This window comes from Methylopila capsulata (genome assembly GCF_016907975.1).
Lineage (GTDB): Bacteria > Pseudomonadota > Alphaproteobacteria > Rhizobiales > Methylopilaceae > Methylopila > Methylopila capsulata.
In genome coordinates this window covers 218,561-244,696 of sequence record NZ_JAFBCY010000004.1, presented here as the reverse complement: position 1 = coordinate 244,696, position 26,136 = coordinate 218,561, and the positions used below count along the sequence as shown (strand labels likewise).

Here is a 26,136-nt window from a genome sequence, read left to right as displayed (position 1 = left end):
CGTGTCAGGCTCGGATCGAAAGCGCGTCAACGTGCGGATAGAGGTCGTCCGGCGGTGTTATCGCCCGGATCGCGGCGCGTGGCCACCGTCAGTAGATCGTCCCGTTTCGGGCGAGCCACTCGTCGAACACGGCTTCGGCTTCCGGCATCTCGACGCGCTCGCACGCGATCCACCGCTGGTCGAGCGGCCGGCCGATCTCCTCGTAGATCCGGGCGTCGTCGAAGCCGATCCGCGCGGCGTCGTGGCGGCTGTTGGCGAAGACGATCCGATCCATCCTCGCCCAGGCGACCGCCGCAAGGCACATCGGGCACGGCTCGCACGAGGCGTACATTACGTGGCCCGTGAGCACGTGCGTTCCGAGCGCCTCCGCCGCGCGGCGGATCGCGACGACCTCGGCGTGGGCGGTCGGGTCGCCATGGGACAGGACCTGGTTCCAGCCCTCCGCCACGACGCGCCCGTCCGGCGTCGCGACGACGGCCCCGAACGGACCGCCCTCGCCCGCCTCGCTGTGCGTCCGCGACAGTTCCACCGCGCGCGCGAGAAGCTCCCGGTCGCTCATGGGATGAGGATGGTCGAGCCGGTGGTGGCCCGGCCTTCGAGCGCCCTGTGGGCGTCGGCCGCCTGCTCCAGCGGATAGCGCGCCCCGATGTCGATCGTCACCGCGCCGGACGCGATCACGTCGAACAGGTCCTCGGCGGTCGCAAGCAGCTCAGGCCGGGTCGCCGCGTAATGGTTCAGGCTGGCCCGGGTCGCAAAGAGCGAGCCCTTCTGGGCGAGCAGGCCGATGTTGAACGGCTCGATCGGGCCCGAAGACTGGCCGAAGCTCACCCACATGCCGCGCGGCTTGATGCAATCGAGCGAGGCCGGGAACGTGTCCTTGCCGACGGAGTCGTAGACCACGTCGACGCCCTTCCCTCCGGTGATCTCCTTCACCTTGGCGACGAAGTCCTCGGATCGGTAGTCGATGACGTGCGCGCAGCCCTTGGTTTTGGCGAGCGCGACCTTCTCCGGCCCACCGGCGGTGCCGATCACCGTCGCGCCGAGATGACTGGCCCACTGGCAGGCGATCTGGCCGACGCCGCCGGCCGCGGCGTGGAACAGGATCGTGTGCTCCGGTCCGACGCGGAACGTGCGGCGAAGCAGGTACTGCGCCGTCATGCCCTTGAGCATCGCGGCGGCGGCGGTCTCGTCGGTGACGCCGGCAGGGATCTTCACCAGACGCTCCGCCGGGATCACCCGCTCCGTGGCGTAGGCCCCAAGCGGGCCGCCGGCGTAGGCGACGCGGTCGCCCGGCTTCAGGTCGGTCACCCCCTCGCCGACCGCCACCACTTCGCCCGCGCCCTCGGACCCGAGCACGAAGGGCGTCTCCTGGGGGTACAGCCCCGTGCGGTGGTACACGTCGATGAAATTCACCCCGATCGCCGTGTGGCGGATGTGGGCGTCGCCCTTCTTCAGCGGCGGCAGTTCGACGTCCTCGAAGGTCAGCGCCTCGGGGCCGCCAGTCGCATGCACGCGGATCGCCTTCGCCATGGGACAGGGTCCTTCTCGATGTGACTCGGGTTTCGCCGCATCACATGGCGCAGAGTGGCCGCGAGAGAAAGCGCGCCGCGCGCAGGGCCACCGACAAAAAGCGGCGGAGCCGATGACTGGCCCCGCCGCAGACGATCAGGATATGGCGGTCAGCCCGCGAGCTTGGCGGCGATTTCCGCCACGTGCTTGCCCTGGAACTTCGCCCCGGCAAGCTCGTTCGCGCTCGGCTGGCGGGAGCCGTCGCCTTTGGCGAGGGTGCTCGCGCCATAGGGCGACCCGCCGGTGATCTCGTCCATGTTCATCTGGCCGGCGAAGGAATACGGCAGCCCGACGACCACCATGCCGTGGTGAAGCAGGGTCGGGAGGAAGCCGAGGATCGTGCTCTCCTGGCCGCCGTGCTGGGTGGCGGACGCGGTGAACACCGAGCCGACCTTGCCGACCAGCTTGCCGGCGAACCACAGGCCGCCGGTCTGATCGATGAAGCTGCGCATCTGCGAGGCGACCGTGCCGAAGCGGGTCGGGGCGCCGAAGATGATGGCGTCGTACTCGGGAAGCTCGTCGACGGTCGCGATCGGCGCGGCCTGATCGAGCTTGAAGTGGCCGGCCTTGGCGACCTCCTCCGGCGCCGTCTCCGGCACCCGCTTCACGACCGCCTCGGCGCCGGCCTCACGGACGCCCTCGGCGACCGCGTTCGCCATGGTCTCGATGTGGCCGTAGGTGGAGTAGTAGAGGACAAGCACTTTGGTCATCGGGACTCTCGCTGGCTAGAAGGGGTCCGGCGCGACGCGCCGACGGCTTGAGCGTTAGAGTGCGCCGTGCGCCAGCGCCAATCAATCCCTCGAAATTGGATATGTATATTGCACCTATGCACGATAGTTTGCGGCGCGCTGCGCAGGGCGCGCGCAAGATGCTAAGCGGGGAGACGGACCTTTTGGAGATGCCGCTGCGATGACCGAGCCCGCCGCCTCCGTCAAATTGCTGCGCGAAGGCGCGCGGGCGACGATCCTGATCGACCGTCCCGCCAAGAAGAACGCCATCGACGAAGCGACCTGGCGCGCGTTCCCGGTGGTCGCGGCCGAGATCGCGGCCGACCCCGAGATCGCGGTGGTGGTGGTGCGCGGCGCGGGCGGCGTGTTCAGCGCGGGAGCCGACATCGGCGAGTTCGTCGCGCTCACCACCGCGGACGAGGCCCGACGGCGCTCCTACGCCGACGCGGTGCGCGACGGCGAGGAGGCGATCGCCCGCATCGCCCAGCCGACCATCGCCGCGATCGAGGGCGTCTGCGTCGGCGGCGGATGCCAGATCGCCTTGGCCTGCGACATTCGGGTCGCGACCGAAGGAACCCGCTTCGGCGTCACGCCGGCGCGGCTCGGCATCGTCTATCCCGTCGAAAGCACCGCGCGGCTAGTGGGCGCCGTCGGCGCCTCGGCGGCGAAGGAGCTGCTGTTCACGGCCCGGCTGATGGGCGCGGACGAAGCCCTGGCGAAGCGGCTTATCGATCGCCTCACAGCTCCGGACGCGCTCGACGGGGCGATCGACGAGCTCGTCGCCGCCATGGCCGCGGCGTCCCGCTACTCCATCGACGCCGCCAAGCGCACCGTCGACGCGATCGCCGCCGGCGCGCCCGACCCCGTGGCGCTCGACTCGCTGTGGCGCGGCGGCTTCTCGGGAGAAGATCTCAAGGAAGGCGCCCAGGCATTCCTGGACAAGCGGCTTCCGCGCTTTACGTGGCGGCCATGACCTCGCTCGAGGCGACCGTGAGGTCCTGAGGAGCCGTCGAGGTTTGACAGCGCTCCGCCGCAGGGTCCAATTCGCAGCTGCAGCAATCCATGATAAGTCCGGAGACGTCCCCCATGACGAGCCGAATCGTAGCCGTCGATCCCTTCGATCTGGTGGTGTTCGGCGGCACCGGCGATCTCGCGCACCGAAAACTGTTTCCCGCGCTTTTCCGCCGCGACCATGACGGCCAGCTGACCGATCCGACGCGCATCGTCGGCGTCTCCCGCAAGGAGCACACCGACGAGTCGTTCCGCGCCGAGGTCAAGGAGGCGCTCCAGACCTTCGTGCCCGCCGACGAGCTCGACAAGCCGACAGTGAAGCGCTTCCTCGCCCGCATCCGCTACGTCACCGTCGAGGCGGCGGGCGACGCGGGCTGGGCGGATCTGAAGACGCTGATCGCCGACGGCCTCGACCGGGTGCGGGCGTTCTACCTCGCGACCTCGCCCGACCTGTTCGACGCCATCACGCACAATCTGAAGACGCACGACCTGATCACTCAGAAGACCCGCGTCGTGCTCGAGAAGCCGCTCGGCAAGGACCTCGCCTCGGCGCAGGAGATCAACTCCGCGGTCGGCGAGGTGCTGGATGAGAGCCAGATCTACCGCATCGACCACTATCTCGGGAAAGAGACGGTCCAGAACCTGCTGGCGCTGCGCTTCGCCAACGTGCTGTTCGAGCCGGTGTGGGACTCCGCGCACGTCGACCACGTCCAGATCACCGTCGCCGAGAAGATCGGCGTCGGCTCGCGCGGCGGGTACTACGACACGTCCGGCGCGCTGCGCGACATGGTGCAGAACCACATCCTCCAGCTGCTCTGTCTCGTCGCCATGGAGCCGCCGGGCGAGCTCGACGCGGACTCGTTGCGCGACGAGAAGCTGAAGGTGCTGCGGGCGCTGAAGCCCATCGACGACGCCTCGGTGCGCTCGCTCACCGTCCGCGGCCAGTACCGCACCGGCGCGATCGACGGAAAATCCGTGCCGGGTTACGTCGAGGAGCTGGGCGACGGGTCGCAGAGCCAGACCGAGACATTCGTCGCGCTGAAGACCGAGGTGCAGACCTGGCGCTGGGCCGGCGTGCCGTTCTATCTCCGCACGGGCAAGCGCCTGCCGCAGCAGGTCTCCGAGATCGTCATCCAGTTCCGTGAGGTGCCGCGCTCGATCTTCGGCCCGGCCGGCGGCTTCCTCGCGCCCAACCGCCTCGTCATCCGCCTGCAGCCCGACGAGGGCGTGAAGCTCTACCTGATGATCAAGGACCCCGGCCCCGGCGGCCTGCGGTTCCGCGAGGTGCCGCTGAACCTATCCTTCGCCGACACGTTCAAGGTCCGGAACCCCGACGCCTACGAGCGGCTTCTGATGGACGTGATCCGCGGCAGCCAGGCGCTGTTCATGCGGCGCGACGAGGTGGAGGCCGCCTGGAAATGGGCCGACCCGATCCTCGAGGCCTGGTCGCGGCTAGGCCACGCGCCATCGACCTACACCGCCGGAACGTGGGGGCCCTCCTCCGCCGTGGCGCTGATCGAGCGCGACGGCCGCACCTGGCATGAGGACCCCGACGCATGAGCGATCACCACGTCGCGATCACCGAATTCGAGACCCGCGAGGAGCTGGCGCAGGCGCTGGCCGACCAAACCGCCGACGCCCTGCGCTCGGCGATCTCGGACGGCGGCGCGGCGACGCTCGCCGTCTCCGGCGGCTCGACGCCGAAGCTCTACTTCCAGAAGCTCTCGCTGGCCGAACTCGACTGGGAGTCCGTCACCGTCACGCTGGTCGACGAGCGCTGGGTTCCGGAAAGCTCCGAGCGCTCCAACGCCCGGCTGGTGAAGCAGAACCTGCTCCAGAACGAGGCCCACGCCGCGAGCTTTGTCCCGCTCTACACCGGCGCGGCGACCCCTGAGGAGGGCATCCACGAGGTCGCCGAGCGCGTCGCCGACATGTCCGGCCCGATCACGGTCGCGATCCTCGGCATGGGCGACGACGGGCACACCGCCTCGTTCTTTCCCGGCGGCGACCGGCTGGCCTACGCGATCGACCCGACGAGCCATCTGCTGGTCTCGCCGATGCGCGCCGAAGCCGCCGGCGAGCCGCGCATCACGCTGACCTTGCCCGTGCTGCTCGCAGCCACGATGCTGGTGCTGCACGTGGAGGGCGCCGGCAAGAAGAAGGTCCTGGAAACGGCGCTCGCGGGCAAGGACGCGAACAAGATGCCGATCCGCGCCGTCGTCGCCCACGCGCCCCATCCGCTGCAGATTGTGTGGGCGCCTTAAAACGAGAACAAGATGCAGCCGATCTCCGGCCGACAAGTCGCGAACATAATTACCGCGCTCGCTCTCGGCCTTCTTATCTGTTTTATCTTTTGGAGCCTGTACGTCACATCGACTCCCGCCGCACCAAATTCAGAGGTGATACTCGGTGTCATTCTTTTTAGTTTTCTAGCAGCACTGTTCGTCGGAATATTCTCGCTTAGTTTCCGATATACAGAGACATCACCTCGAACAGCACTCATATCCGCTGCAGTGATCGGATTTGTTTTTTACTTGCTTGTTCGTAAGACAGAAATATTGTTCGGACTCGCTTCTATTCTAGTAATTCCGCTGATGTTGATCGTATACGCGTTGTTTTTGTCCCGGCATAGAGAAAGGGAGTGAAGGGCATGACCCTCGACGCCCGCATCGCAGAGGTGACCGAAACGATCGTCGCCCGCTCGCGCGACGGACGCGCGCGCTATCTCGACGGCATCGCGAAGGCCGCCGCCAAGGGCCCTCACCGGGCCGCGCTGTCCTGCGGCAACCTCGCCCACGGCTTCGCCGGCTGCGGCGCGACCGACAAGGACGCGCTCAAGGGCCAGGTCGTGCCGAACATCGGCGTCGTCACCGCCTACAACGACATGCTGTCGGCGCATCAGCCCTACGAGCGCTTCCCCGACATCATCCGCGCCGCGGCGCGCGAGGCCGGCGCGGTGGCGCAGGTGGCGGGCGGCGTGCCCGCGATGTGCGACGGCGTCACGCAAGGCCAGCCCGGCATGGAGCTGTCGCTGTTCTCCCGCGACGTCATCGCCATGTCGACCGCGGTTGCGCTCAGCCACGACATGTTCGACGCCGCGCTCTACCTCGGGATCTGCGACAAGATCGTCCCCGGCCTCGTCATCGGCGCGCTGGCCTTCGGACACCTGCCGGCGGTGTTCGTGCCGTCCGGCCCCATGCCCTCCGGCATGACCAACGACGAGAAGGGCCGCATCCGCGGGCTCTACGCCGAGGGCAAGATCGGCCGCGCCGAGCTGCTGGAGGCCGAGAGCGAGAGCTACCACTCCCCCGGCACCTGCACCTTCTACGGCACGGCGAACTCCAACCAGATGCTCATGGAGATCATGGGCCTCCACCTGCCGGGTTCGAGCTTCGTGCCCCCGAACACCCCGCTGCGTGACGCGCTGACCACCGCGACGGTGAACCAAGCGCTCGCCATCACACGCTCGGGCAACGGCTACGCCCCGATCGGCCAGATCCTCGACGAGAAGGCCTTCGTGAACGGCATCGTCGGCCTCAACGCCACCGGCGGCTCCACCAACCACGCGATCCACCTCGTCGCGATGGCGAAGGCCGCCGGCATAACGCTGACCTGGGACGACTTCGACCGGCTCTCGGCGGCGACCCCCCTGCTCTGCCGCATCTACCCCAACGGTTCGGCCGACGTGAACCACTTCCACGCCGCCGGGGGCATGGGCTTCCTCATCCGCGAGCTTCGCGGCGCCGGCCTGCTACACGACGACGTACTGACCGTCATGGGTCCGGGTCTCTCGGAGTACGTCAAGGAGCCGAAGCTTGTCGGCGAGGAGATCGTCTGGAAGGACATCGAGCCCCGAAGCGGCGACCTCTCAGTGCTGCGCCCCGTGGCCGAGCCGTTCCAGGCGGACGGCGGCCTGCGCCTGCTCGACGGCAACATGGGCCGCGCGGTCATCAAAGTCTCCGCGGTCGACCGCGACCGCTGGATCGTCGAGGCGCCGGCGCGGGTGTTCACGACGCAAGACGGGCTTGAGGCCGCGTTCCGCGCGGGCGAGCTCGACCGCGACGTGGTGGCCGTGGTGCGATTCCAGGGACCCAAGGCTAACGGCATGCCGGAGCTGCACCGGCTCACGCCCGCGCTCTCCGTGCTGCAGAAGCGCGGCCACAAGGTCGCGCTCGTCACCGACGGGCGGATGTCGGGCGCGTCCGGCAAGGTGCCGGCGGCGATCCATGTGACGCCGGAGGCCGCGCACGGCGGGCCGATCGGCAAGATCCGCGACGGCGACGTCATCCGCGTCGACGCGGAGGCCGGCAGCCTCGAGGTGCTGGTGGACGCGGCCGAGTTCGCGGCGCGCGAAAACGCCTTCGAAGCGACCGAGCCGCAGTTCGGCATGGGGCGCAACCTGTTCGCCGCCTTCCGGGCAGCCGTCGGACCCGCCGAGCAGGGCGCCAGCGCGCTCTGAGGGCGGCCTTGCCCCTCGCTGCGGCAGGTTGACACAAGCGGCGGCGATCCCCATCGTCTCCACACTCCGAGGGGCGCCCGCACGGGCTGAGACGGCGATCGCCGAACCCTTTGAACCTGTCCGGGTCATGCCGGCGAAGGAACGGGGCGCCTCTCCAAGACGCTTCCCGACGTTCGCCGGCTGCGACCCGCTTGTGAAAGCCGCACGCCATGGCCGCGCAGACGCGCGTCACCGTTCTCGGAGCCGGCGTCGCCGGCCTGACCACAGCCGTCGAGCTCGCGGAGCGCGGCGCGGACGTGACGGTGCTCGAACGCGGAGCCCGCGTCGGCGAACGCGCCTGCTCCTGGTCCGCCGGCGGGATGCTCGCGCCCTGGTGCGAGCGGGAGAGCGCCGAGGAAGCGGTGATCGCGGGCGGCGAGGTCGCGCTGGACTGGTGGCCGGCGCATGTGGACGGCGTCGTGCGCCAGGGCACGCTGGTGGTCGCGCCGGCCCGCGACAGCGCCGAACTCGCCCGCTTCGCCCGCCGCACCTCCCGCTTCGAGACGCTCGACGGCGACGGCGTCGCCGCGCTTGAGCCTGACCTTGCCGGCCGGTTCCGTTCCGGCCTGTTCTTCCCCGATGAGGCCCACCTCGACCCACGCGCCGCGCTGGCTGGGCTCGAGGCGCGGTTGGCGGCGCTCGGCGGCCGCATCCGCTTCGGCGTCGAGGCCGACGCCGACGGCGCCGAGGGCGACGCCGTGGTGGACTGCCGTGGCTTTGCGGCCCGCGAGGCGTTCCCAGACCTGCGTGGCGTGCGCGGCGAGATGCTTGTCGTGCGCACACGGGATATCGCGTTCCAGCGGCCGGTGCGGCTGCTGCATCCGCGGATCCCGTTCTACGTCGTGCCCCGCGCCGACGGCCTGTTCATGCTGGGCGCGACCATGATCGAGAGCGCGGAGCGGCGCGGCCCCGTCGTGCGTTCGGTGGTCGATCTGCTCAACGCGGCCTACGCGCTGCACCCGGCGTTCGGCGAGGCCGAGATCGTCGAAACCCGCGCGGACGTGCGCCCCGCCTTCCCCGACAACCTGCCCCGCGTTGAAACCCGCGGCCGGGTCACTTACGTCAATGGTCTGTACCGACACGGCTTTCTGCTCTCGCCAGCCTGCGCCCGCGCAGCCGCGGACGCCGTGCTGGGGCCGAAGGAGATGAGCCATGAAGCTGATCGTGAACGGCGACGAGCGTGAGCTCGGCGTGCGCGATCTGGCCGAAGCGCTGAGCGCGCTCGACTACGACGACGCGATCGTCGCGACCGCCGTCAACGGCGACTTCGTGCCGGCGCGGGCGCGCGCCGCGACGGCGTTGAGCGAAGGCGACCGGATCGAGATCGTTTCGCCGCGGCAGGGAGGCTGAGGCCATGGAGCTCTACGGAGTCGAGATCGACTCGCGCCTGCTGCTGGGCACGGCGCAATACCCCTCGCCCGCGATCCTCGCTGACGCCGTGAGGGCGTCCGGCGCGGGGATCCTCACAGTCTCGCTGCGCCGGGAATCCGGGCGGCTGCGGGAGGGCCAGGACTTCTGGGGCCTGATCGCGGGGCTGAACGTGAAGGTGCTGCCAAACACCGCCGGTTGCCATTCGGTCAAGGAGGCGGTCACGACCGCGCAGATGGCGCGCGAGGTGTTCGGCACGAACTGGCTGAAGCTCGAGGTGATCGGCGACGCCGACACGCTGCAGCCCGACGTCTTCGGCCTCGTCGAGGCGGCACGGATCCTCACCGAGGACGGCTTCGAGGTGTTTCCCTACACGACGGAAGATCTCGTTGTGGCGGAACGACTTATCGAGGCCGGCTGCAAGGTCCTGATGCCCTGGGGCGCGCCGATCGGCACCGGCATGGGGCTCAACAACGTCTATGGCCTGCGGTCGCTCCGGGCGCATTTTCCCGACGTGCCGCTGGTGGTCGACGCCGGCATCGGCAAGCCCAGCCACGCCGCCGCCGCCATGGAGCTCGGCTACGACGCCGTTCTGCTGAACACCGCTGTGGCCAAGGCGGGCGACCCCGTCGCCATGGCCGGCGCCTTCAAACTCGCGGTCGAGGCCGGCCGGACGGCCTACCTCGCGGACCCGATCGAACCGCGCGACATGGCCGCGCCCTCCACCCCCGTTTTCGGCCGCGCGAGCCTCGCATGACGCGCCGCCTCGACCCGTTCTACCCCGTGGTGGACAGCGCCGCATGGGTGCGGCGCATGACAAACGCGGGCGCGAAGCTCGTGCAGCTGCGCGTTAAGGACAAGCCGGAATCCATTCTGCGTGCTGAGATTTCCGACGCGCTCGCGACTTGCTCTGCGGTGGGCGCCGATCTCGTCGTCAACGACTACTGGGAGATTGCGATCGATCTCGGCGCGTCCTTCCTCCACCTCGGCCAGGAGGATCTCGACGACGCCGACCTCACGGCGATCCGCGCGGCCGGGATCAGGCTCGGCGTCTCGACGCACACGCCGGAAGAGCTCGACCGCGCGCTGTCCGTGGACCCGCACCACATCGCTCTCGGGCCGATTTGGCCCACCATCCTGAAGAAAATGCCCTTTGCGCCTCAAGGACTTGAGCGCATCGGCGAATGGAAGCGCGCGGTCGGCGAGCGCCCGCTGGTCGCGATCGGCGGGCTGACGCCGGACCGCGCCGCGCAGTGCCTCGCGGCCGGCGCGGACGTCGTGGCGGTCGTGAACGACGTCGTCGGCGCGGCGGACCCGGAAGCCCGCGCCCGGGAGTGGATCGAGCTGACCCGGGCCGCGGCCTGAGGCGCGAGCGGCCCGGCTCTGCCCGGACGCGCTGGTTAACTTAGCCGAGCAGGCGGTTAACGCGGGGCGACTTTCGGGTTAATTCCGGATGCAAGTCACGAACGGTCGACGCGTCAGAGCGCTCGCGTCCCGCTCACCCCATGCCGCCGTCGTTCTCCGCCGACAGATCCTCGACCGCCGTCGCACCGGGCGCGGGGTCCGGCTTCGGGTCGTCCTCGCCGGGCTTTCGGCGGACGCCGGCAACCTCCGAGGCGTCCGGCGCCTCGACGTTCTGCGCGTCGTCCGGCCCCGCCTTGGCGCCAGGCTTCACCCCCGGCTGACGGGCGGCCTCGGCCTCGGAAAGGCCGGTCGCGGCGCTGGCGGGGTCGGGCTTGGGATTGTGCGTCATGAACCTGTCTCCGGTCGGTCGCCTCAAGGGGGAAGCGCTGCCGGAGGACGAAGGTTCCAGCCGGATCCTCAGTGCAGGATCTGGCTCAGGAACAGCTTGGTGCGCTCGTGCTGCGGGTTGGCGAAGAAGGCGTTGGGCTCGTTCATCTCGATGATCTGACCCGCGTCCATGAAGATCACGCGGTTCGCGACCTGCCGGGCGAAGCCCATCTCGTGCGTGACGCAGAGCATGGTCATGCCGTCGTTGGCGAGGCCGACCATGGTGTCGAGCACCTCCTTCACCATCTCGGGGTCGAGCGCCGAGGTGGGCTCGTCGAACAGCATGATCTTGGGCTGCATGCAGAGCGCGCGGGCGATCGCCACGCGCTGCTGCTGGCCGCCGGAGAGCTGGCCCGGATACTTCTTCGCCTGTTCGGGGATGCGCACCCGCTTCAGGAAGTGCATCGCCAGCTCCTCGGCCTCCCTCTTCGGCATCTTGCGCACCCACATCGGCGCCAGCGTGCAGTTCTCGAGGATGGTCAGGTGCGGGAAGAGGTTGAAGTGCTGGAAGCACATCCCGACGTCGCGGCGGATCTCGTCGATCTTCTTGAGATCGTTGGTGAGCTCGGTGCCCTCGACGATGATCTGGCCCTTCTGGTGCTCCTCCAGCCGGTTGATGCAGCGGATCATGGTGGACTTGCCGGAGCCGGACGGCCCGCAGATCACGATGCGCTCGCCGCGCTTCACCTTGAGGTTGATGTCCTTCAGCACGTTGAAGTCGCCGTACCATTTGGACATGCCGATGATCTCGACCGCGGTCTCGTTCGAGATCTGCGGTTTCTGGGCGGCGGACAGTTCGGAAGCGTCGACGACGGACTCGGCCATGGGCGTGGCTCCTTGACGGTTCAATGCTTGTGGCCGACGTCCAGCCGCTCTTCGACGAAGCGCGAGTAGCGGGACATGCCGTAGCAGAAGATGAAGTAGACGATGCCGGCGAAGGCGAAGCCGGTGTAGACCGTGCCCGGCGTCGCCCAGTTCGGGTCGGCGAAGGCCGACCGGATGATGCCGAGGAAGTCGAAGATCGAAATGATCGCCACCAGCGTCGTGTCCTTGAACAGGCCGATGAAGGTGTTGACGATGCCGGGAATGACGAGCTTCAGCGCCTGCGGCAGCACGATCAGGATCATCATCGGCCAGTAGCGCAGGCCCATCGCCATGGCGCCCTCGTACTGGCCTTTCGGGATCGCCTGCAGGCCGCCGCGCACCACCTCCGCCATGTAGGCCGCGGAGAACAGCGACACGCCGACCAGCGCGCGCAGCAGCCCGTCGATGCTCCAGCCCGAGGGCAGGAACAGCGGCAGCATGTAGGTCGCGAAGAACAGCACGGTGATCAGCGGCACGCCGCGCCAGAACTCGATGAAGGCGATGGCGAAGAACCGCACCACCGGCAGCTTCGACCGCCGGCCGAGCGCGAGCAGCACGCCGAGCGGCAGCGAGGCGACGATGCCGGTGGTCGCCACCACGAGCGTGACCAGCAGGCCGCCCCAGGCGCGGGTTTCGACCGGGCGGAGGCCGAAGAAGCCGCCGCTGAGCATGACGAAGGCGAAGATCGGGAACGCGACGAAGAACAGGAGCGCGTTCGCCTTCTTGTAGGGCGCGGAGGGGGTCAGCAGCGGCGCGATCAGCGCGACCGCCACGAAGAACACCGTCGCCGGCCGCCAGTGCTCCTCGGCGGGATAGAAGCCGTAGAGCATCTGGCCGAAGCGGGTGGTGATGAAGGGCCAGCACGCCCCAACCTCCGGCCCAATGCAGGCCTCGCGGTTCGCGCCCGTCCACACCGCCCGGAGGACGAGGAAGTCGAGCATGATCCACGCGACATAGGTGGCGAGGGCCAGGCAGAACAGGGACAGCAGCGTGTTGGCCGGCCCGACGAACAGGTTCTGCCGCGCCCAGCCCGAAAATCCCACCAGCGAGGCCGGCGGCGGTTCGGGTTGCAGGATCTCCTTGCGAACGAAGGGTTGGCCGTGGCCGATAGCGACGTCGCTCATGTCCGCCTCACCGTTCGATCAGCGCGACGCGCCGGTTGTACCAGTTCATGAAGAGCGAGGTCACAAGGCTGATGACGAGGTAGCAGCCCATCGTGATGGCGATGATCTCGATGGCCTGGCCGGTCTGGTTGAGGGTCGTTCCGGCGAAGACCTGCACAAGCTCGGGGTAGCCGATGAAGGCCGCCAGCGACGAGTTCTTCGTCAGGTTGAGGTACTGGCTCGTGAGCGGCGGGATCATCACCCGCATCGCCTGGGGAATGACCACGAGCCGGGTCGAGAGGCTGGGCTTCAGGCCGAGCGAGGCGGCGGCTTCCGACTGGCCGTGGCTGACCGCCTTGATGCCGGCGCGGACGATCTCCGCGATGAAGCCGCCGGTGTAGATCGAGAGCGCCACGACGAGCGCCGCGAACTCCGGCAGCAGGCGCGAGCCGCCGACGAAGTTGAAGCCCCTGAGAACGGGCGTTTCGATGGTGAGCGGAAAGCCCACGAGGGCGAAGCCGATCAACGGCAGCGCCACCAGCATGGCGACCGAGGTCCAGAACACCGGGAACTGCTGCCCGGTCTTCTCGCGGCGGGCGGTCGACCACCTGTTCAGGGCGATCGCGCCGACGATCGCGATCCCCAGGGCGACGAAGCCGACGAGGCTGCCCTCGCCGAACACGATCCTGGGGATGTAGACGCCGCGGTTGTTGAGGAAGACCTCGCCGAAGATAGAGTAGCTGTTTCGGGCGGCGGGCATCGCGGCCAGCACCGCGAGGTACCAGAACAGGATGTGGAACAGCAGAGGAAGGTTGCGGGTGACCTCGACGTAGACGGTGCAGACCTTGCGCACCATCCAGTTCTTCGACAGGCGGCCGACGCCGACGAGGAAGCCGAGGATGGTGGCGAACACGATGCCGACGACGGCGACGAGCAGCGTGTTCAGAATGGCGACCAGCAGCGCGCGGCCGTAGCTCGACGACTCGCTGTAGGGGATCAGCGTCTGGTTCAGGCCGAAGCCGGCGGTCTGGTCCAGGAAGCCGAAGCCCGAGGCGATACGCTGGTTGGAGAGGTTTTCCTGCGCGTTCCAGACCATCGCGCCGAGCGCGAGCGCCACGACGACCACCACGACGACCTGCGCCACGTTTCCGCGGAACCGCGCGTCGTTCCAGATGGATGAGGTCGAGGGCGGCCGGGCCGCCGGGGCCGGGCCTTCATGCGTAATCGCCATCACACGCTCCAACTTCACGGCAGGTTCGACGCCCTACGCGACGTGAGCCCCGCTCCGCCCGGGCGAGCCGGGCGAAGCGGAAGCGCGGCGCGACCGTCGGCTCAGCGGATCGGCGGGCCGTACTGAAGACCGCCCTTGGTCCACAGCGCGTTCTTGCCGCGCTCGATCTGCAGGGGCGAGCCCTTGCCGACGCTGCGGTCGAAGGCTTCGCCATAGTTGCCGACCTTGGAGACGATGCGGACCAGCCAGTCCTTCGTCAGCCCGATCTGCTCGCCGAAATTGCCCTCCGCGCCGAGCATGCGCTTGATGTCGGGGTTCGGCGAATTGAGCATGTCCTTGACGTTCTGGGAGGTGATCCCCGCCTCTTCGGCGTTCAGCATGCCGTAGTGGACCCACTTCACGATGTCGAACCACTGGTCGTCGCCCTGGCGGACGGCGGTGGCGAGTGGCTCCTTGGAGATCAGCTCCGGCAGGATGACGTGCTCGTCCTTGTCGGCGAGCTTCAGGCGCAGCGCGTAGAGCTGGGACTGGTCCGAGGTGAAGACCTCGCAGCGGCCGGATTCATAGGCCTTCAGCGTCTCTTCCTGGCCCTGGAACGCGACGACTTCGTACTGGAGGTTGTTGGAGCGGAAGAAGTCCGCGACGTTGAGTTCGGTCGTGGTGCCGGACTGGGTGCAGACCGAAGCGCCGTTCAGCTCCATCGCCGACTTCACGCCGAGCGACTTGCGGACCAGGAAGCCCTGGCCGTCGTAGTAGTTGGTGGCGGTGAAGTTCAGGCCCTGGGTCGCGTCGCGCGACAGCGTCCAGGTGGAGTTGCGCGACAGGATGTCGACCTCGCCGGACTGGAGCGCGGTGAAGCGGTCCTTGGCGGTCAGCGGCGAGAACCGCACCTTGGTCGGGTCGTCGAAGACCGCGGCGGCGACGGCGCGGCAGAGGTCGACGTCGAGGCCGGTCCACTCGCCCTTGGCGTCGGGGTTCGAGAAGCCGGGCAGCCCAGTGCTGACGCCGCACTGGAGAAAGCCCTTTTGCTTGACCTGGTCCAGGGTCGCCGCATCGGCGGCGCCGGACGCGAAGACCGCAGAAGCGCCAAGCGCCAGAGCGGTAAGGAACTGTTTCATCGGGGGAGCTCGCCTCTCTCACAAGGGACGCCGGGCCCGGCCTTGGGCGGCGGCGTGGCTTGCGCCTGCTCCCGTCGCCGTCAGCTCCGGCCTTGTCGTCGAACGCGTCGCCGGGGTGCGCCGCCGTTCAGGCGCCATCTTCGCGCGATAATTCGGCCACCGCGAGATGATTTTCGCGCCACTCGCAAAAAGTGGACAAGGCTTGACGGGATCTTAGCAAGCGCCCGACAACCTCATGTTTCCATCCGGGATTTGAAGGGCGACTGCCATGGAACGCGATGGGGAACGCCCTTTCGGACCGCTGACGGACCTCGTGCTCGGCGGTCGCTCGGTCGTGGAGCAGCACGGATTCGTCAACCCGCCGATCGTCCGCGGCTCCACCGTGCTGTCGCCCACCGTCGCCGACCTCGAGGGGCGAACCGGCCGCTACGCCTATGGACGGCGCGGCACGCCGACCTCCGACGCGCTGGCCGACGCCCTGAAAACGTTGGAGGGCGGCGCGCATGTGGCGCTCACGCCCTCCGGACTGAACGCGGTCGCGACCGCCCTTCTGGCGGTGCTCGGCGCGGGCGATCACCTGCTGATGGTGGACACCGTCTACCAGCCCACGCGGCACCTCTGCGACCTCACGCTGAAGCGGCTCGGCATTGAGACGACCTACTACGAGCCGTCGGTCGGCGCGCAGATCGCCGATCTGATCCGGCCGGAGACCAAGGCCGTCTTCGTGGAGAGCCCGGGCTCCCTCACCTTCGAGATCCAGGACATCCCGGCCATCGCCGGCGCGGCGCATGCGCGCGGCGTCGCGGTGGTGATGGACAATACGTGGGCGACGCCGCTGTTTTTTAAGGCGCACGACCAGGGCGTCGATCTCTCCGTCACGGCCGGCACCAAATACCTCGGAGGCCACGCCGACCTGCTGCTCGGCACGATCTCGGCGAACGAGGCCTACGCGCCCGCCCTGATCGCCGCCCATGGGGCGCTGGGGCTCTGCGTCGGGCCGGACGACATGTTCCTCGCCCTGCGCGGCCTCAGGACGTTGGGCGTGCGGCTCGCCCACCAGCAGGACGCGGGCTTGCGGGTCGCGCGCTGGCTCGAATCGCGCTCCGAGGTCGCCCGCGTGCTGCATCCCGCGCTCGAGAACGACCCCGGCCACGCGCTGTGGCGGCGCGACTTCACCGGCGCCTCCAGCTTGTTCGCGATCGAGCTGAAGCCGGGGCCGAAGGGCGCGGTCGCGGCCTTCCTGGACGGGCTGAGGCTGTTCGGCCTCGGCTACTCCTGGGGCGGGTTCGAGAGTCTCGCGATCCCCTACGACGCCCGGCCGATCCGCACCGCGAGCCGCTGGGCGCCGGCGGGGCCGACCGTCCGCATCCACGTCGGGCTGGAAGAGGTCGGGGACCTGATCGCGGACCTCGACGCCGGGCTCGCCCGCTACGCCGCGGCGCTCTGAGCCGGCGTCAGGGCGTCAGCCACCGCATGCCGCCGGCGCGCTCGAACAGCGCGCGGCGATGGCCGCCGCGGCCGAGGTACAGCCATTCGAGCGTCGCGACCGCGACCTCGACCACCGCGAAATGGCGGAAGCCGCCATCGCCGCCGGGCGCGGGCGCATAGGCGCCACCCTCGCCGATCGCCTCGCCGGGGGCCGGCTCGACCGCGTAGAGGCTGCGCGCCTCCTCGGGAACGGCGACCCATGCGATGCGGGCGATGTCGTCGCCGGCGTGGACGCGACCGATGCCCTCGAGCCGGATCTGCGCACGCTCGTCGCGGTCCCAGGCGCAGAGCGCGGTCCGAGGGTCGGCGGCGATCTCGGCGATCTTGTCGGAGCGAGTGTCGGCGTGGAACCGGACGCGCCAGGCGCCGGGATCGGCCTTGCGCAGCACCACCGTGCGCGCCCGCGGACGCGCGTCGAGGCCGACCGTCGCGAGGGTGAGGCGCCGCATCGGGGCGAGCGGATCGGTCGCCGCCTCGCTCAACAGGCGCCACGCCTCCGCGCGGGAGGCGGCGAGGTCGTCGTAATAGGAAGGGCGGGCCAGGTTGGTCACGGCCCGCCGAGACTAGCCCAGCGTGTGACGCCGGAAAATATCCCTCGGCGTGCGCTGCGGCAAAAAAGTGCTTCCCGCCCCGGGGGCGGCTCGAAAACAGACAAAGAAAAACCCCGCGCAGCGAAGCCGCGCGGGGTCGAAACTGTCAACGAACGGGCCGAAGCCCAGTCGTTTCAGAGCTCAGCCGGGCTGTACGAGGTGACCTCGAGGCCAACCGGGGTCTCGGAAACGATCGGAGCGGTCCAAATAGCCATTGTAGCCTCCTAAAAGCTTGCGCGATGCGCCGCACCGCGCGGCGATCAGAACGCCGTCTGCGTTCGATGGAGCGAGTATCCGGCGGACGGGCGGCGGGCGCCAGTTAATTTCCTGTCATGTTTCGACAGGCCCGCCGGGCGACGATCAGCTGCGGGTGTTGGTCGGAGCGACCGGCTTCTTGGAGCCGCTCTTTTTGTGGGAGTGCTTCTTGGCCTTCATCGGCGAGGTCGCCTGATGCTTGCGCGTCGTGTCCATCTCGCTGCGCTCCTTGGCGCTCTCGCGATCTCCGGTCGACTGGGCAGCGCCGCTCGTCTGGGCGAAGGCGGCGACCGGCGCGACAAGCATCGCGGCGGCGAGAGCGCCGGACGCGAGCATCTTCATCGAAGATTTCATGACTTTTGTTTCCCTTGGTACGCTTCGCGACAGAAACGGCGGGTCGCGCCTGATGGTTCCGCCCGTCGATTCACTTGCGCCGCAAGGTCGTGCAACTGCGATCGATCCCGCTCACTGCGCGGTGACCAGCCGGCTGCGGGCGCGGCGGTCGGTGGCCCCGCCGACGGAAAGCCGCCGCGCCGGCGCGTCGCCACGACGCTTTGCCCATCGCCTTTCAGCGTCCGTGTCTCACATAGGCTCCATGCCCCGTCTGGAGATCCTATGGACGCCATCCCTAACCGCCCCGGCCGCGCCTCGCTGCAGCAGGTCATCGCCGGCCTGACGGACGGCGTGATCCTGGTCGAGCCGGACCAGTCGATCTCCTGGGCGAACGCCGCGGCGGTCGCGATGCACGGCGTCGACGACGTCACCGGACTCGGCGGCGACGTCGACGGCTACCGCGCCCGGTTCAGGCTGCGGTTCCGCAACAACCACCCGCTGCCCGAAGACCGCTACCCGCTCGACCGCGTCATCGCGGGCGAAAGCTTCGACGACGTCACGGTGGAGGTGTCCCCGAGCGCCGACCCCGAGCGCGTGTGGGTGCACACGATCCGGAGCCTCGTCGTGGTCGACGCGTCGGGCGCGCCCGAGCTGCTGGTGCTGATCATCAAGGACGAGACCGAACGCTTCGAAGCCGAGGACCGGTTCGAGAGCGCCTTCAACGCCAACCCGGCGCCCGCCCTGATCTGCCGTCTCGCCGACCAGGTCTATGTCCGCGTGAACCAGGGCTTCATGGACATGACCGGCCACGACCGCGCGGCGGTCATCGGAAAGACCGTGCGCGAGCTCGACATCTTCTCCGGGGCCGAGAACCACGACCGCGCCTTCGAGCGCATCGGCGAAGGCCGCTCCGTCATGCAGATGGAATCGGAGGTCCCGCTGCCGGACGGATCGAGCCGCGCCGCGATCGTCGCGGGCCAGCCGATCGAGGTCGAGGGCGAACCCTGCATGCTCTTCACCTTCGCCGATCTCGAACCGCGCCGGAAGGCTGAGACCTCGCTGCGCAAAAGCGAGGAGCGCTTCTCGAAGTCGTTCCGTCTGTCGCCCGTCGCGATGGCGATCACCCGCCTGCCGGACCACGCCTTCATCGACGTCAACCGCGCGTTCGAAGCCATGACGGGAACGCCGGAGATCGAGATCGTCGGCCGCAGCGCGTCCGACCTGAAGTTGTGGACGGACCCGGCGGCGCGGCGCGCGGTGGAGGCCGCGCTGAAGGACGGCCGCGGCGTGCACGGCGCGCCTCTGCGCATGCGCGCCGCCGACGAGGCCGAGATCGACTGTCTGGTCTCGGCGGAGGCGGTCGAGATCAACGACGCCCCCTGCGTGCTCTGGGTCCTTCAGGACGTGACCGAGCGCAAGAAGTCCGAGGACGAGCTGATCTCCGCCATCGAGAGCGTCATGGCCGACACCTCCTGGTTCAGCCGCACGGTCGTCGAGAAGCTCGCGAACCTGCGCCAGACCTCGCGCCGTCCCGGGCCCGGCGTCGGCCTCGACGATCTCACCGACCGCGAGCGGCAGATCCTGGGGCTGATCTCCGAAGGCTGCGACAACGTCGCGATGAGCGACCGCCTCAAGCTTTCCACCAACACGGTCCGCAACCACGTCGCGTCGCTGTTTCGCAAGATCGGCGTCAACCGGCGCGCCGCGGCCGTGGTGTGGGCGCGGGAGCGCGGGATCACGGGCGGAGCGGCGGTCGAGCCGCGCCGGGCTCCCAAAAGCTGATCACACTCGAAATCGGTCCCAAAATACTAGGTCGCCTAGTCCTTGCGTCTCTATGGCCGCGGCGTCATCCGGGCCATTTTCCTCTTCACCGCCAGACGCCCACGGCTCGGGAGCCGCGGCCCCGGCACGCAGGAGATGGAGACGAACGTGGACAAGAATCGCATCGAAGGCGCCGTCAAGGAAGTTAAGGGCTCCGTGAAGGAAGCCATTGGCAAGGTGACCGGCAACAAGGCGACCGAAGCCGAAGGCAAGGCCACCAAGGTCGAGGGCAAGGTTCAAGGCGCGGTCGGCAAGGTCGCCGACAAGGTTCGCGACGCCGGCAAGTGACGCGCTTCGCAGGGCGGCCCCGCCGTCGACCGCCCTGCCCGCCGCCCCGCGCGGCCTGACTCTCAGACAGTTCTGCGAAGCCTCGAAAGGGCGAGAATGACCGACACCTCCATAACCGGCGGCGCGACGGCCGCGCGCGCCGACCTCGATCGCGCCGCCGCGTTCGATCGGGTCGCGCCGAGCCGGATCTCCTGGGGCGCCGTGTTCGCCGGCGTCGCGCTGGCCCTCACCGTCCAGTTCGCCCTCAACCTCCTCGGCGTCGGAGCGGGCGCCGCGGTGATCGATCCGGGCACGAGCGACAATCCGGGCGCCGCGGCGTTCTCCATCGCCGGCGGTCTCTGGTACGTGGCGTCCGGGCTGATCGGCGCCTTCGTCGGCGGATACGTCGCGAGCCGCCTCTCCGGCCACGCCGCCAAGACGGTCGGCGGCCTGCACGGCCTCACCACCTGGGCCGCAACGACGCTCGTCATCCTCTATCTCCTGACCACGTCGGTCGGCGCGCTCGTGGGCGGCGCCTTCAGCGGTCTCGCCAGCGTGATCGGCGGCGTCGGCGGCGCGGCGTCCAGCGCCGTTCAGGCGGCCGCTCCCAGCATCGCCGCGATGAACCCGCTGCAGCAGATCGAGACCGAGGTGCGCGAGGCCGCCGCGGGGCAGGACCCCGAGGCTCTGCGCTCCGGCGCGGTCGCGGCCGTCCAGGCGGTGCTGACCGGCGATCCGGCCAAGGCAGACGAAGCCCGCACGCGAGCCGCGGAAGCTCTCGCCCGGGCCCAGAACATCAGCCCCGATCAGGCCCGCGCCCAGATCGGCCAGTACGAGGAGCGCTACCGCGCGACGGTCGCCGAAGCCAAGAGCCAGGCGCAGGCCGCCGCCGTGACGACCGCCAAGGTCGTGTCCCGCGGCGCGCTGCTCGGCTTCCTCGCCCTCGCCCTCGCCGCCCTCGCCGCATGGCTCGGCGGCGCGGCTGGCGCGACGCGCCCCACGCGTCGGGTCTGACCCCATCGTCCAGGCCTTTCCCGAGGTCTGGACGTTAGGCAGGGGTGGTTCGCCCCCCCGATGCCCCTGCCGGAGGGCGGGACCCCACGGGGTCCCGCCCTCTTTTTTGAGACCTGCGCAACCGTCGTCCGCACGACTCCGCGCGCTCCGATTTGCGAAGGATCAGGCGCTCGCGCCATCATGGTTCGCGATGATCACGCCAGCGCCTCCCTCTTCGCCGGATCCGAGGTCCACGCCAGATCCGAGGTCCGCGGTGAGCGACGGCGAGGAGGCCTTCGCGATCTCGGTCCCGGCCTGGCGCGCGCGCCGGCTGCGCGCCCATCTCGGCGCCCTCCCCGCCGCAGGCGCGGCCGCCCGGGCCGCGGGCGAGCCGCGCGCCGCCCCGGCGGAGGCCGCGCACCGCGCCGAGGCCCGGCGCTGGCTCCAGGGGTGGGACCAGGCGGACGTCTCGGCGGCGTCGAGCGAGCCCAAGCCCGCGACCCCGAAGCAGCTCGCGAAACTGGCGCGCTGGGAGGCCGGCGTCGGCCGTCTGCGTCCCTCCGAAGGCGCGCTGCGGCGGGACATTCTGGAGACCGTCGCGGACGCGCTGCTTTCGGCGCGGCCGTTGCCCTTCGGCGCCATCGCCGCGGCCCACCGCGAAACCGTGAGGCGCTGCCGGGAGGCGGGCGTGCCGGCGCCGAAGGCCTCGCGCTACCGCCGCTGGCTGAAGCTCACGGGACGGGCCGCCGGCCCGACGGGAGCGCCCCGTCCGGACTGAACGCGCCGGCGGAGACCGCCTCGCGGCGTCAGAGGGCTCCCCGAGCCTTCGCGGGCTTCGGCTTCAGCCAACCGGCGTAGCGCACCAGCAGGCCGAACACGGGAAGCGTCAACGTTACGTCGAACCGGAAGCGTCCTTCCTCGTCCGCCCGTTCGACGGCCTCGCAGCGTGGACGCAGGAGGGACGGCAGGGGGACGCCCCAGAGCTGAGCGTCGAGCACGGGCAACGAGATGCGCCCCTCGCTCGCCGCGAGGCCCAGACGGAACGTCAGGGGACCGAACCGCTCGACGAGCTTTCCGTCGGCGTCCCGGCGGAGGCGGGAAGAGAAGCGCGTTCCGCCGAAGGTCCGCGTCCAGATCTCCTCGCCTCCGCCGCCGGACGCCTCCCGTTCGACGCTGACCGTCACGGGAACGTCGGCGCCGGGTCGCGGCAAGCCGATCACCCACCGGACGAGCCGGGCCACGGGACTCCGGCCGCCCTCGACGCTGGCCCGCCCCTGCCAGACGGGATCGCCGTCGGAGCGGTGGAACGCTTTCAGCGGCTCGGGCAGGCCCGCGAAGGCCGCCGCGCCCAGGACCTGCTGGAACACGGCGGGGCCGTGCGCCGCGGTCTCGATGGTCGTCGAGATCGCATAGGGCGTCATCTCGGCCTCGATGCGACCGAGCGTCAGAGCGCCGGCGGCCGAGCGGGCGCCCGGCGCAAGCTGACCGGCCCGGATCGCCCGCACGGCCGCCGCGGTGGCGAGCGTCGGCACCTGAGGCCCGTGGCCCTGCTCGGCGAGCAGCGACCAGCGCGCATGGCGCGGTGCGCCGGCCTCGTCCAGCCCGGAGACCGCAACCAGCATCCCGCCGCGCTCCGAGGTGGTGATCCGCGTCAGGCGGCGCGCGGCGAGCAGGAGGGGGATCAGCCCGTCGAGCCGTCCGACGAGCCCTGCCCGGCGCAACAGCGCCAGCGCAGTCAGCCCGCTTTGCTCGATCGACGACTCGAGGCCCGCATAAAAGGCGACGCGGGACGTCACGCCGAGCGCAGGCCCGAGACTCTGGGCGTCGACCGTCTCCACCGCCGCGACCCGCTGCGTCCGCAGGCGCGGCATCGCCGCCGCGCGGCCGTCGAGCCAGCCGGTCGTCTGCTGCAGCTCGCCGTCGCGCCAGACGGAAATCGGCCGGCCGGCGTAGGTGAGGATCGCGGCGATCACCGCGGCGCCGACCTCGCTGCGCCCGCCCGGCGTTATGGCGATGTCGACGCTGTCGATCCGGCGCCAGCCCTCCGTCAGCGCGATCACCGCCGCGGCCGACAGGGCGGGCGTCGAGCTGGCGCCCGCGAGCGCCACCCGCCCCCGCGCGCGCGCCAGGTCGTCGAGCGCCGCGCCGTAGCCCGCGATGTAGTCGCGCGCGTCGGCGAGGTCGACGACATGCGCCCCGGCGTCGAGCGCCGCGCGCGGCACGTCATAGCCCGCCCCCTGAAACGGGCCGGAGGCGTCGATCACGAGCCAGGGCGCGATCTCGGCGAGCCGGGCGGCGAGTCCCTGGCGGTGGTCGAGCCTCGCGCCGGAGACGCGCGTCCCCTCCCCGCGCCCGACGCTGCGGGCGAGGGCCTCGGCCTTCCCGGCGTCGCGGGAGGTGAGGATGAGGTCGAGGCCGTCGAAGGCCGCGAGATGGCGCGCCAACCGCGCGCCGAAGACGCCGGTTCCGCCGATCAGCAGGACGCGGTGCAAGGTCATTCCGTCTCCGAAGGCGCGAAGCGATGGCGGTGCGCGGGATCTGGCGTCTCGCACACGGTCTTCCGGCCGAAGATCCGGTAGCGGTTGCGCGCGACGCGATCGTAGAGCCAGTCCCGAAGCGCCTTCGGCATGATCCGACCGATCACGAGCAGGCGGGCGGGGCCGTTCAGATGGGCGGCCAGCGCGAGCACCGCGTCGGACTTCGCCAGCGCGCGGCCGTCCTCGATGAAGAGGAAGCTCTCCGGATCGTCGGGGTCGGCGCCATGGCGCGCGGCGAGCGCCCGCCCCTCGCGCGACTGGATCGCGACGAAACGCATCGCGTGGTCGCGCTCGTGGCCGAGGGCGTAGCGCACGCTCCCGGAGCACAGCACGCAGACGCCGTCGTAGAGCCAGACCGGCGCGGCGCTCATCCGCGCTGGTCCCGGTAGCGCCCGCTCTGGCGCAGCAGTTCGCCGAACAGGGGGTGCCGCAGGCTGAGCGCGAACTCGAAGGCGCCGGCGCCGGTCTCGCGGTGGGTGACGGTCAGCGCCCCCGGCGACAGCCAGCCGGGCAGCGCCACGCGGAAGCGCCCGAGCCGCAGCGTGTAGCCGGCGCTGCGGAAGGTGAGCGCGCCGTCCTCGACCGAGAGCCTGAGCGGCATGGCGACGCCGTAGCCGACGTACTCCTCCAGGCCGGTCGGCCCCGCGAAGCGCTTGGCGGAGTGGATCACCTGCGGGAAGCCGCCGCGCTTGGCGTAGAGCCGGGTCCAGACCTGCCCGCCGGTCGCGCCGTCCTCGGTGACGGTGACGACGCTCGCGACGTCGGTGTCGAGACAGACCGGCAGCGGCGCGCCGATCAGGCGCAGCGCCTGCGACAGGATGCGGCCCGCCCGGTTCATCCGGAGCTCCGTGATGCGCCCGACATAGGTCGCCGCGGCGGAGCCCGACAGCCGCTTGGAGAACCGGCGGCGGACGTCGGCCGGAAGCCGCTCCCACTCGGCGGCGCCCAGCAGCGCGCGGAAGCGCAGATCGACCAGCCGGGCCTCCGGCCGCGAGGGGGACAGCTGCAGGTCTTGGTCCGTGTCGCGTTGCGCCGACATCCTTTGTCTCCAATCGAATCCTAAAGCCGCCTCAGCCCTTCTCCTTCGGAAGGAACGACGCGATCTTCGCGCCGAGCTTCAGCAGCATGTCGCGCTTGCCCCGCGGGAGGGACAGCATCTGGCCGTACCAACGGTCCAGCGCGACGGTGAAATCGAGCATCGCCTGCAGCCGCTGCCGGGCCACGGGGCTGACGGTCGGATCGCCGTCGGCCTCAGCCGAGCAGTGGCGCAGCGCGGCGAGCGCGGGGTCGATCTCGCGCTCCTTGCGCCCGGCCGCGATGCGCGCGGCGATCTCCCAGACGTCGGTCTCGGCCTCGTAATGGTCCCGCCGATCCTGACGCACCGGAACGCGGCGGATCAGGTTCCAGGCCAGCAGCTCCTTCAGCGAGTTCGAGACGTTGGAGCGCGCCATCGACAGGTCGTCGGCGATCTCCTCCGCCGTCAGCGGGCGCTCCGAGAGGTAGAGCAGAGCATGGATCTGGCCGATCGACCGGTTGACGCCCCACTGTCCGCCGAGATCGCCCCACTGCAGGACGAAGGTCTCGATCGGCCGCGGCAAATTTCCGGTTTCATCTGTAATTTCTGTCATGACAGAAATTTACGACACAACGGAAGGAAGCGCAAGCGGGGCGTTGCGGCGAACGCCGTTCAGGCGGCGCGTGGCGGCGTGGTCAACCGAGGTCCGACCGGTCGAGCGTCGCGATGAAGTCGCTCAGACGGTCGCCCTGCACCAGGATGTGGGCGCGCAGCTCGCGTTCGGCCCCCGGCGTATCGCCCGTAAAGATCGCCTCGACGATCCGTTCGTGCTCGGCGAGCGAGGTCGCGACGCGGGCGCCGGCGCGGAGCTGGAGGCGGCGGTAGGGCTTTAGCCGCATATGCAGCCGGCGCGCTTCGTCGCCCAGGAAGGCGTTGTGGGCCTCGGCGTAGATCACGTGGTGGAAGCGCTCGTTGGCGAGATAGTAGGTGTCGCTGTCGCCGTCGGAGGCCTCCGCCCGGCAGTCGTCGAGCGCGGCCTGCAGCGCCCGGCGGCCTGGTCCGTCGATGCGGCGCGCGGCGAGGCCGCCGGCCATGGCCTCGAGCGCCGCCATGGCCTCGAACCGTTCGATGATGTCGCGGAAGCCGAGCGAGGCCACGAAGGCGCCGCGCCGGGGCAGCAGCGTCACGAGGCCCGTCGCCGCGAGCTGGCTCAGCGCTTCGCGCAGGGGGGTGCGCGACACGCCGAAGCGGTCGGCCAGCGTCTGCTCGTCGAGACGGTCGCCGGGCTTGAAGACGCCGGTGACGATGTCGGCCTCCAGCGCGAACCGCAGGGCGTCCGCGCGACGGACCGGCGCCTCCGCGGCCGCATGCTCCGCCGACGTATTCCTCTTCGTCCTCAAGACTCTACCGTTCGTTTCACTGCGTGGAGAGGATCGTAGCCGCGCTCTCCGTCATGCACAATTTCATTTCTTGTATACGAGAATATTGACACCGCATTTGTAGGGGCGTTTGCTGAGCGCATAAAAATCAACAGCCTGAGGAACGCCGACGATGAC

29 protein-coding genes and 1 riboswitch are annotated in these 26,136 nt (G+C 69.8%); of the genes, 13 read left to right on the top strand and 16 right to left on the bottom strand.

Annotation, left to right across the window (positions count from 1 at the left end; translation table 11 throughout):
- Positions 1 to 88 precede the first annotated feature (88 nt).
- The 3 genes from JOD31_RS17060 to wrbA form a co-directional block, all read right to left on the bottom strand.
- Positions 89 to 559: a nucleoside deaminase gene (locus JOD31_RS17060; RefSeq protein WP_204951634.1), complete on the bottom strand. Its 471-nt coding sequence runs from the start codon at positions 557 to 559 to the stop codon at positions 89 to 91.
- Positions 556 to 1,530, bottom strand: coding sequence for a quinone oxidoreductase family protein (locus JOD31_RS17055; RefSeq protein WP_204951633.1), 975 nt, complete (start codon positions 1,528 to 1,530; stop codon positions 556 to 558). Before JOD31_RS17055 ends, JOD31_RS17060 begins: the two co-directional genes overlap by 4 nt.
- A gap of 149 nt (positions 1,531 to 1,679) precedes the next feature.
- Positions 1,680 to 2,279 (bottom strand): NAD(P)H:quinone oxidoreductase, encoded by a 600-nt coding sequence (gene wrbA, locus JOD31_RS17050; protein WP_204951632.1) that lies wholly within the window; start codon positions 2,277 to 2,279, stop codon positions 1,680 to 1,682.
- Between the two features lie 199 nt (positions 2,280 to 2,478).
- Here wrbA and JOD31_RS17045 point away from each other — a divergent pair, with 199 nt between their 5' ends.
- The 8 genes from JOD31_RS17045 (at position 2,479) to JOD31_RS17010 (ending at position 10,539) form a co-directional block, all read left to right on the top strand.
- The gene (locus JOD31_RS17045; protein ID WP_204951631.1) at positions 2,479 to 3,270 is read left to right on the top strand and encodes an enoyl-CoA hydratase/isomerase family protein; all 792 of its coding nucleotides are present in this window, start codon (positions 2,479 to 2,481) and stop codon (positions 3,268 to 3,270) included.
- Between the two features lie 113 nt (positions 3,271 to 3,383).
- Positions 3,384 to 4,868: a glucose-6-phosphate dehydrogenase gene (zwf, locus tag JOD31_RS17040; protein WP_204951630.1), complete on the top strand. Its 1,485-nt coding sequence runs from the start codon at positions 3,384 to 3,386 to the stop codon at positions 4,866 to 4,868.
- Entirely contained in the window at positions 4,865 to 5,572 is a 708-nt protein-coding gene (pgl, locus tag JOD31_RS17035) for a 6-phosphogluconolactonase (protein ID WP_204951629.1), read from the top strand. Before zwf ends, pgl begins: the two co-directional genes overlap by 4 nt.
- Before the next feature lie 386 nt (positions 5,573 to 5,958).
- Positions 5,959 to 7,767: a phosphogluconate dehydratase gene (gene edd, locus JOD31_RS17030; protein ID WP_204951628.1), complete on the top strand. Its 1,809-nt coding sequence runs from the start codon at positions 5,959 to 5,961 to the stop codon at positions 7,765 to 7,767.
- A 59-nt stretch (positions 7,768 to 7,826) separates the two neighbouring features.
- A riboswitch (TPP riboswitch) is annotated at positions 7,827 to 7,926 on the top strand.
- Positions 7,927 to 7,976: 50 nt separating this feature from the next.
- Positions 7,977 to 8,990 (top strand): glycine oxidase ThiO, encoded by a 1,014-nt coding sequence (gene thiO / locus JOD31_RS17025; RefSeq protein WP_204951627.1) that lies wholly within the window; start codon positions 7,977 to 7,979, stop codon positions 8,988 to 8,990.
- Positions 8,959 to 9,156, top strand: coding sequence for a sulfur carrier protein ThiS (gene thiS, locus JOD31_RS17020; RefSeq protein WP_204951626.1), 198 nt, complete (start codon positions 8,959 to 8,961; stop codon positions 9,154 to 9,156). The genes thiO and thiS overlap by 32 nt, the downstream gene beginning before the upstream one ends.
- A gap of 4 nt (positions 9,157 to 9,160) precedes the next feature.
- Positions 9,161 to 9,931, top strand: a complete 771-nt coding sequence (locus JOD31_RS17015; protein ID WP_204951625.1) for a thiazole synthase — start codon at positions 9,161 to 9,163, stop codon at positions 9,929 to 9,931.
- Positions 9,928 to 10,539 (top strand): thiamine phosphate synthase, encoded by a 612-nt coding sequence (locus JOD31_RS17010; RefSeq protein ID WP_204951624.1) that lies wholly within the window; start codon positions 9,928 to 9,930, stop codon positions 10,537 to 10,539. Before JOD31_RS17015 ends, JOD31_RS17010 begins: the two co-directional genes overlap by 4 nt.
- A gap of 133 nt (positions 10,540 to 10,672) precedes the next feature.
- Here JOD31_RS17010 and JOD31_RS17005 read toward each other — a convergent pair whose 3' ends face one another.
- The 5 genes from JOD31_RS17005 to JOD31_RS16985 all read right to left on the bottom strand — a co-directional run bounded on the left by JOD31_RS17005 (position 10,673) and on the right by JOD31_RS16985 (position 15,281).
- Positions 10,673 to 10,927 (bottom strand): hypothetical protein, encoded by a 255-nt coding sequence (locus JOD31_RS17005; RefSeq protein WP_204951623.1) that lies wholly within the window; start codon positions 10,925 to 10,927, stop codon positions 10,673 to 10,675.
- A gap of 68 nt (positions 10,928 to 10,995) precedes the next feature.
- A complete protein-coding gene (locus JOD31_RS17000; RefSeq protein ID WP_271206216.1) occupies positions 10,996 to 11,790 on the bottom strand; it encodes an amino acid ABC transporter ATP-binding protein in 795 nt (264 codons plus the stop codon).
- A 20-nt stretch (positions 11,791 to 11,810) separates the two neighbouring features.
- A complete protein-coding gene (locus JOD31_RS16995) occupies positions 11,811 to 12,953 on the bottom strand; it encodes an amino acid ABC transporter permease (protein ID WP_204951622.1) in 1,143 nt (380 codons plus the stop codon).
- 7 nt (positions 12,954 to 12,960) lie between these two features.
- Positions 12,961 to 14,163: an amino acid ABC transporter permease gene (locus JOD31_RS16990; RefSeq protein ID WP_204951621.1), complete on the bottom strand. Its 1,203-nt coding sequence runs from the start codon at positions 14,161 to 14,163 to the stop codon at positions 12,961 to 12,963.
- A 101-nt stretch (positions 14,164 to 14,264) separates the two neighbouring features.
- Complete coding sequence (locus JOD31_RS16985; protein ID WP_204951620.1) at positions 14,265 to 15,281, bottom strand: amino acid ABC transporter substrate-binding protein; 1,017 nt, start codon at positions 15,279 to 15,281, stop codon at positions 14,265 to 14,267.
- Between the two features lie 268 nt (positions 15,282 to 15,549).
- Here JOD31_RS16985 and metC point away from each other — a divergent pair, with 268 nt between their 5' ends.
- Positions 15,550 to 16,728, top strand: a complete 1,179-nt coding sequence (gene metC, locus JOD31_RS16980; protein WP_204951619.1) for a cystathionine beta-lyase — start codon at positions 15,550 to 15,552, stop codon at positions 16,726 to 16,728.
- Between the two features lie 7 nt (positions 16,729 to 16,735).
- Here metC and JOD31_RS16975 read toward each other — a convergent pair whose 3' ends face one another.
- The 3 genes from JOD31_RS16975 to JOD31_RS16965 form a co-directional block, all read right to left on the bottom strand.
- On the bottom strand, positions 16,736 to 17,320 hold the full coding sequence (locus JOD31_RS16975; RefSeq protein ID WP_204951618.1) for a pyridoxamine 5'-phosphate oxidase family protein: 585 nt from the start codon (positions 17,318 to 17,320) through the stop codon (positions 16,736 to 16,738).
- Between the two features lie 173 nt (positions 17,321 to 17,493).
- Positions 17,494 to 17,574 (bottom strand): pyrroloquinoline quinone precursor peptide PqqA, encoded by an 81-nt coding sequence (gene pqqA, locus JOD31_RS19845; protein ID WP_081761428.1) that lies wholly within the window; start codon positions 17,572 to 17,574, stop codon positions 17,494 to 17,496.
- 145 nt (positions 17,575 to 17,719) lie between these two features.
- Positions 17,720 to 17,968 carry a hypothetical protein gene (locus tag JOD31_RS16965; protein ID WP_204951617.1) on the bottom strand — a complete coding sequence of 83 codons (249 nt, stop codon included), beginning with the start codon at positions 17,966 to 17,968 and terminating at the stop codon, positions 17,720 to 17,722.
- Positions 17,969 to 18,229: 261 nt separating this feature from the next.
- Between JOD31_RS16965 and JOD31_RS16960 the strand changes: the two genes are divergently transcribed.
- The 4 genes from JOD31_RS16960 (at position 18,230) to JOD31_RS16945 (ending at position 21,806) form a co-directional block, all read left to right on the top strand.
- The gene (locus JOD31_RS16960; protein ID WP_204951616.1) at positions 18,230 to 19,729 is read left to right on the top strand and encodes a helix-turn-helix transcriptional regulator; all 1,500 of its coding nucleotides are present in this window, start codon (positions 18,230 to 18,232) and stop codon (positions 19,727 to 19,729) included.
- Positions 19,730 to 19,864: 135 nt separating this feature from the next.
- The gene (locus JOD31_RS16955; protein ID WP_204951615.1) at positions 19,865 to 20,056 is read left to right on the top strand and encodes a CsbD family protein; all 192 of its coding nucleotides are present in this window, start codon (positions 19,865 to 19,867) and stop codon (positions 20,054 to 20,056) included.
- Positions 20,057 to 20,152: 96 nt separating this feature from the next.
- Positions 20,153 to 21,049, top strand: coding sequence for a PhnA-like protein (locus tag JOD31_RS16950; protein WP_204951614.1), 897 nt, complete (start codon positions 20,153 to 20,155; stop codon positions 21,047 to 21,049).
- A gap of 253 nt (positions 21,050 to 21,302) precedes the next feature.
- Complete coding sequence (locus tag JOD31_RS16945; protein ID WP_204951613.1) at positions 21,303 to 21,806, top strand: hypothetical protein; 504 nt, start codon at positions 21,303 to 21,305, stop codon at positions 21,804 to 21,806.
- Positions 21,807 to 21,834: 28 nt separating this feature from the next.
- Here JOD31_RS16945 and JOD31_RS16940 read toward each other — a convergent pair whose 3' ends face one another.
- The 5 genes from JOD31_RS16940 to JOD31_RS16920 form a co-directional block, all read right to left on the bottom strand.
- A complete protein-coding gene (locus JOD31_RS16940; RefSeq protein ID WP_204951612.1) occupies positions 21,835 to 23,526 on the bottom strand; it encodes a saccharopine dehydrogenase family protein in 1,692 nt (563 codons plus the stop codon).
- Complete coding sequence (locus JOD31_RS16935) at positions 23,523 to 23,936, bottom strand: thiol-disulfide oxidoreductase DCC family protein (protein WP_204951611.1); 414 nt, start codon at positions 23,934 to 23,936, stop codon at positions 23,523 to 23,525. The genes JOD31_RS16940 and JOD31_RS16935 overlap by 4 nt, the downstream gene beginning before the upstream one ends.
- Positions 23,933 to 24,604, bottom strand: a complete 672-nt coding sequence (locus tag JOD31_RS16930) for a DUF4166 domain-containing protein (RefSeq protein WP_204951610.1) — start codon at positions 24,602 to 24,604, stop codon at positions 23,933 to 23,935. The genes JOD31_RS16935 and JOD31_RS16930 overlap by 4 nt, the downstream gene beginning before the upstream one ends.
- 31 nt (positions 24,605 to 24,635) lie before the next feature.
- Positions 24,636 to 25,193, bottom strand: coding sequence for a GbsR/MarR family transcriptional regulator (locus tag JOD31_RS16925; protein WP_204951609.1), 558 nt, complete (start codon positions 25,191 to 25,193; stop codon positions 24,636 to 24,638).
- Between the two features lie 82 nt (positions 25,194 to 25,275).
- Complete coding sequence (locus JOD31_RS16920; protein WP_204951608.1) at positions 25,276 to 25,980, bottom strand: GntR family transcriptional regulator; 705 nt, start codon at positions 25,978 to 25,980, stop codon at positions 25,276 to 25,278.
- Positions 25,981 to 26,136: the final 156 nt, after the last annotated feature.

Excerpts from the sequence above, each read along its gene's own strand:
- JOD31_RS17060 (WP_204951634.1), bottom strand. The coding sequence starts at position 559 with ATGAGCGACCGGGAGCTTCTCGCGCGCGCGGTGGAACTGTCGCGGACG.
- JOD31_RS17055 (WP_204951633.1), bottom strand. The coding sequence starts at position 1,530 with ATGGCGAAGGCGATCCGCGTGCATGCGACTGGCGGCCCCGAGGCGCTG.
- wrbA (WP_204951632.1), bottom strand. The coding sequence starts at position 2,279 with ATGACCAAAGTGCTTGTCCTCTACTACTCCACCTACGGCCACATCGAG.
- JOD31_RS17045 (WP_204951631.1), top strand. The coding sequence starts at position 2,479 with ATGACCGAGCCCGCCGCCTCCGTCAAATTGCTGCGCGAAGGCGCGCGG.
- zwf (WP_204951630.1), top strand. The coding sequence starts at position 3,384 with ATGACGAGCCGAATCGTAGCCGTCGATCCCTTCGATCTGGTGGTGTTC.
- pgl (WP_204951629.1), top strand. The coding sequence starts at position 4,865 with ATGAGCGATCACCACGTCGCGATCACCGAATTCGAGACCCGCGAGGAG.
- edd (WP_204951628.1), top strand. The coding sequence starts at position 5,959 with ATGACCCTCGACGCCCGCATCGCAGAGGTGACCGAAACGATCGTCGCC.
- thiO (WP_204951627.1), top strand. The coding sequence starts at position 7,977 with ATGGCCGCGCAGACGCGCGTCACCGTTCTCGGAGCCGGCGTCGCCGGC.
- thiS (WP_204951626.1), top strand. The coding sequence starts at position 8,959 with ATGAAGCTGATCGTGAACGGCGACGAGCGTGAGCTCGGCGTGCGCGAT.
- JOD31_RS17015 (WP_204951625.1), top strand. The coding sequence starts at position 9,161 with ATGGAGCTCTACGGAGTCGAGATCGACTCGCGCCTGCTGCTGGGCACG.
- JOD31_RS17010 (WP_204951624.1), top strand. The coding sequence starts at position 9,928 with ATGACGCGCCGCCTCGACCCGTTCTACCCCGTGGTGGACAGCGCCGCA.
- JOD31_RS17005 (WP_204951623.1), bottom strand. The coding sequence starts at position 10,927 with ATGACGCACAATCCCAAGCCCGACCCCGCCAGCGCCGCGACCGGCCTT.
- JOD31_RS17000 (WP_271206216.1), bottom strand. The coding sequence starts at position 11,790 with ATGGCCGAGTCCGTCGTCGACGCTTCCGAACTGTCCGCCGCCCAGAAA.
- JOD31_RS16995 (WP_204951622.1), bottom strand. The coding sequence starts at position 12,953 with ATGAGCGACGTCGCTATCGGCCACGGCCAACCCTTCGTTCGCAAGGAG.
- JOD31_RS16990 (WP_204951621.1), bottom strand. The coding sequence starts at position 14,163 with ATGGCGATTACGCATGAAGGCCCGGCCCCGGCGGCCCGGCCGCCCTCG.
- JOD31_RS16985 (WP_204951620.1), bottom strand. The coding sequence starts at position 15,281 with ATGAAACAGTTCCTTACCGCTCTGGCGCTTGGCGCTTCTGCGGTCTTC.
- metC (WP_204951619.1), top strand. The coding sequence starts at position 15,550 with ATGGAACGCGATGGGGAACGCCCTTTCGGACCGCTGACGGACCTCGTG.
- pqqA (WP_081761428.1), bottom strand. The coding sequence starts at position 17,574 with ATGGCTATTTGGACCGCTCCGATCGTTTCCGAGACCCCGGTTGGCCTC.
- JOD31_RS16965 (WP_204951617.1), bottom strand. The coding sequence starts at position 17,968 with ATGAAATCTTCGATGAAGATGCTCGCGTCCGGCGCTCTCGCCGCCGCG.
- JOD31_RS16960 (WP_204951616.1), top strand. The coding sequence starts at position 18,230 with ATGGACGCCATCCCTAACCGCCCCGGCCGCGCCTCGCTGCAGCAGGTC.
- JOD31_RS16955 (WP_204951615.1), top strand. The coding sequence starts at position 19,865 with ATGGAGACGAACGTGGACAAGAATCGCATCGAAGGCGCCGTCAAGGAA.
- JOD31_RS16950 (WP_204951614.1), top strand. The coding sequence starts at position 20,153 with ATGACCGACACCTCCATAACCGGCGGCGCGACGGCCGCGCGCGCCGAC.
- JOD31_RS16940 (WP_204951612.1), bottom strand. The coding sequence starts at position 23,526 with ATGACCTTGCACCGCGTCCTGCTGATCGGCGGAACCGGCGTCTTCGGC.
- JOD31_RS16935 (WP_204951611.1), bottom strand. The coding sequence starts at position 23,936 with ATGAGCGCCGCGCCGGTCTGGCTCTACGACGGCGTCTGCGTGCTGTGC.
- JOD31_RS16930 (WP_204951610.1), bottom strand. The coding sequence starts at position 24,604 with ATGTCGGCGCAACGCGACACGGACCAAGACCTGCAGCTGTCCCCCTCG.
- JOD31_RS16925 (WP_204951609.1), bottom strand. The coding sequence starts at position 25,193 with ATGACAGAAATTACAGATGAAACCGGAAATTTGCCGCGGCCGATCGAG.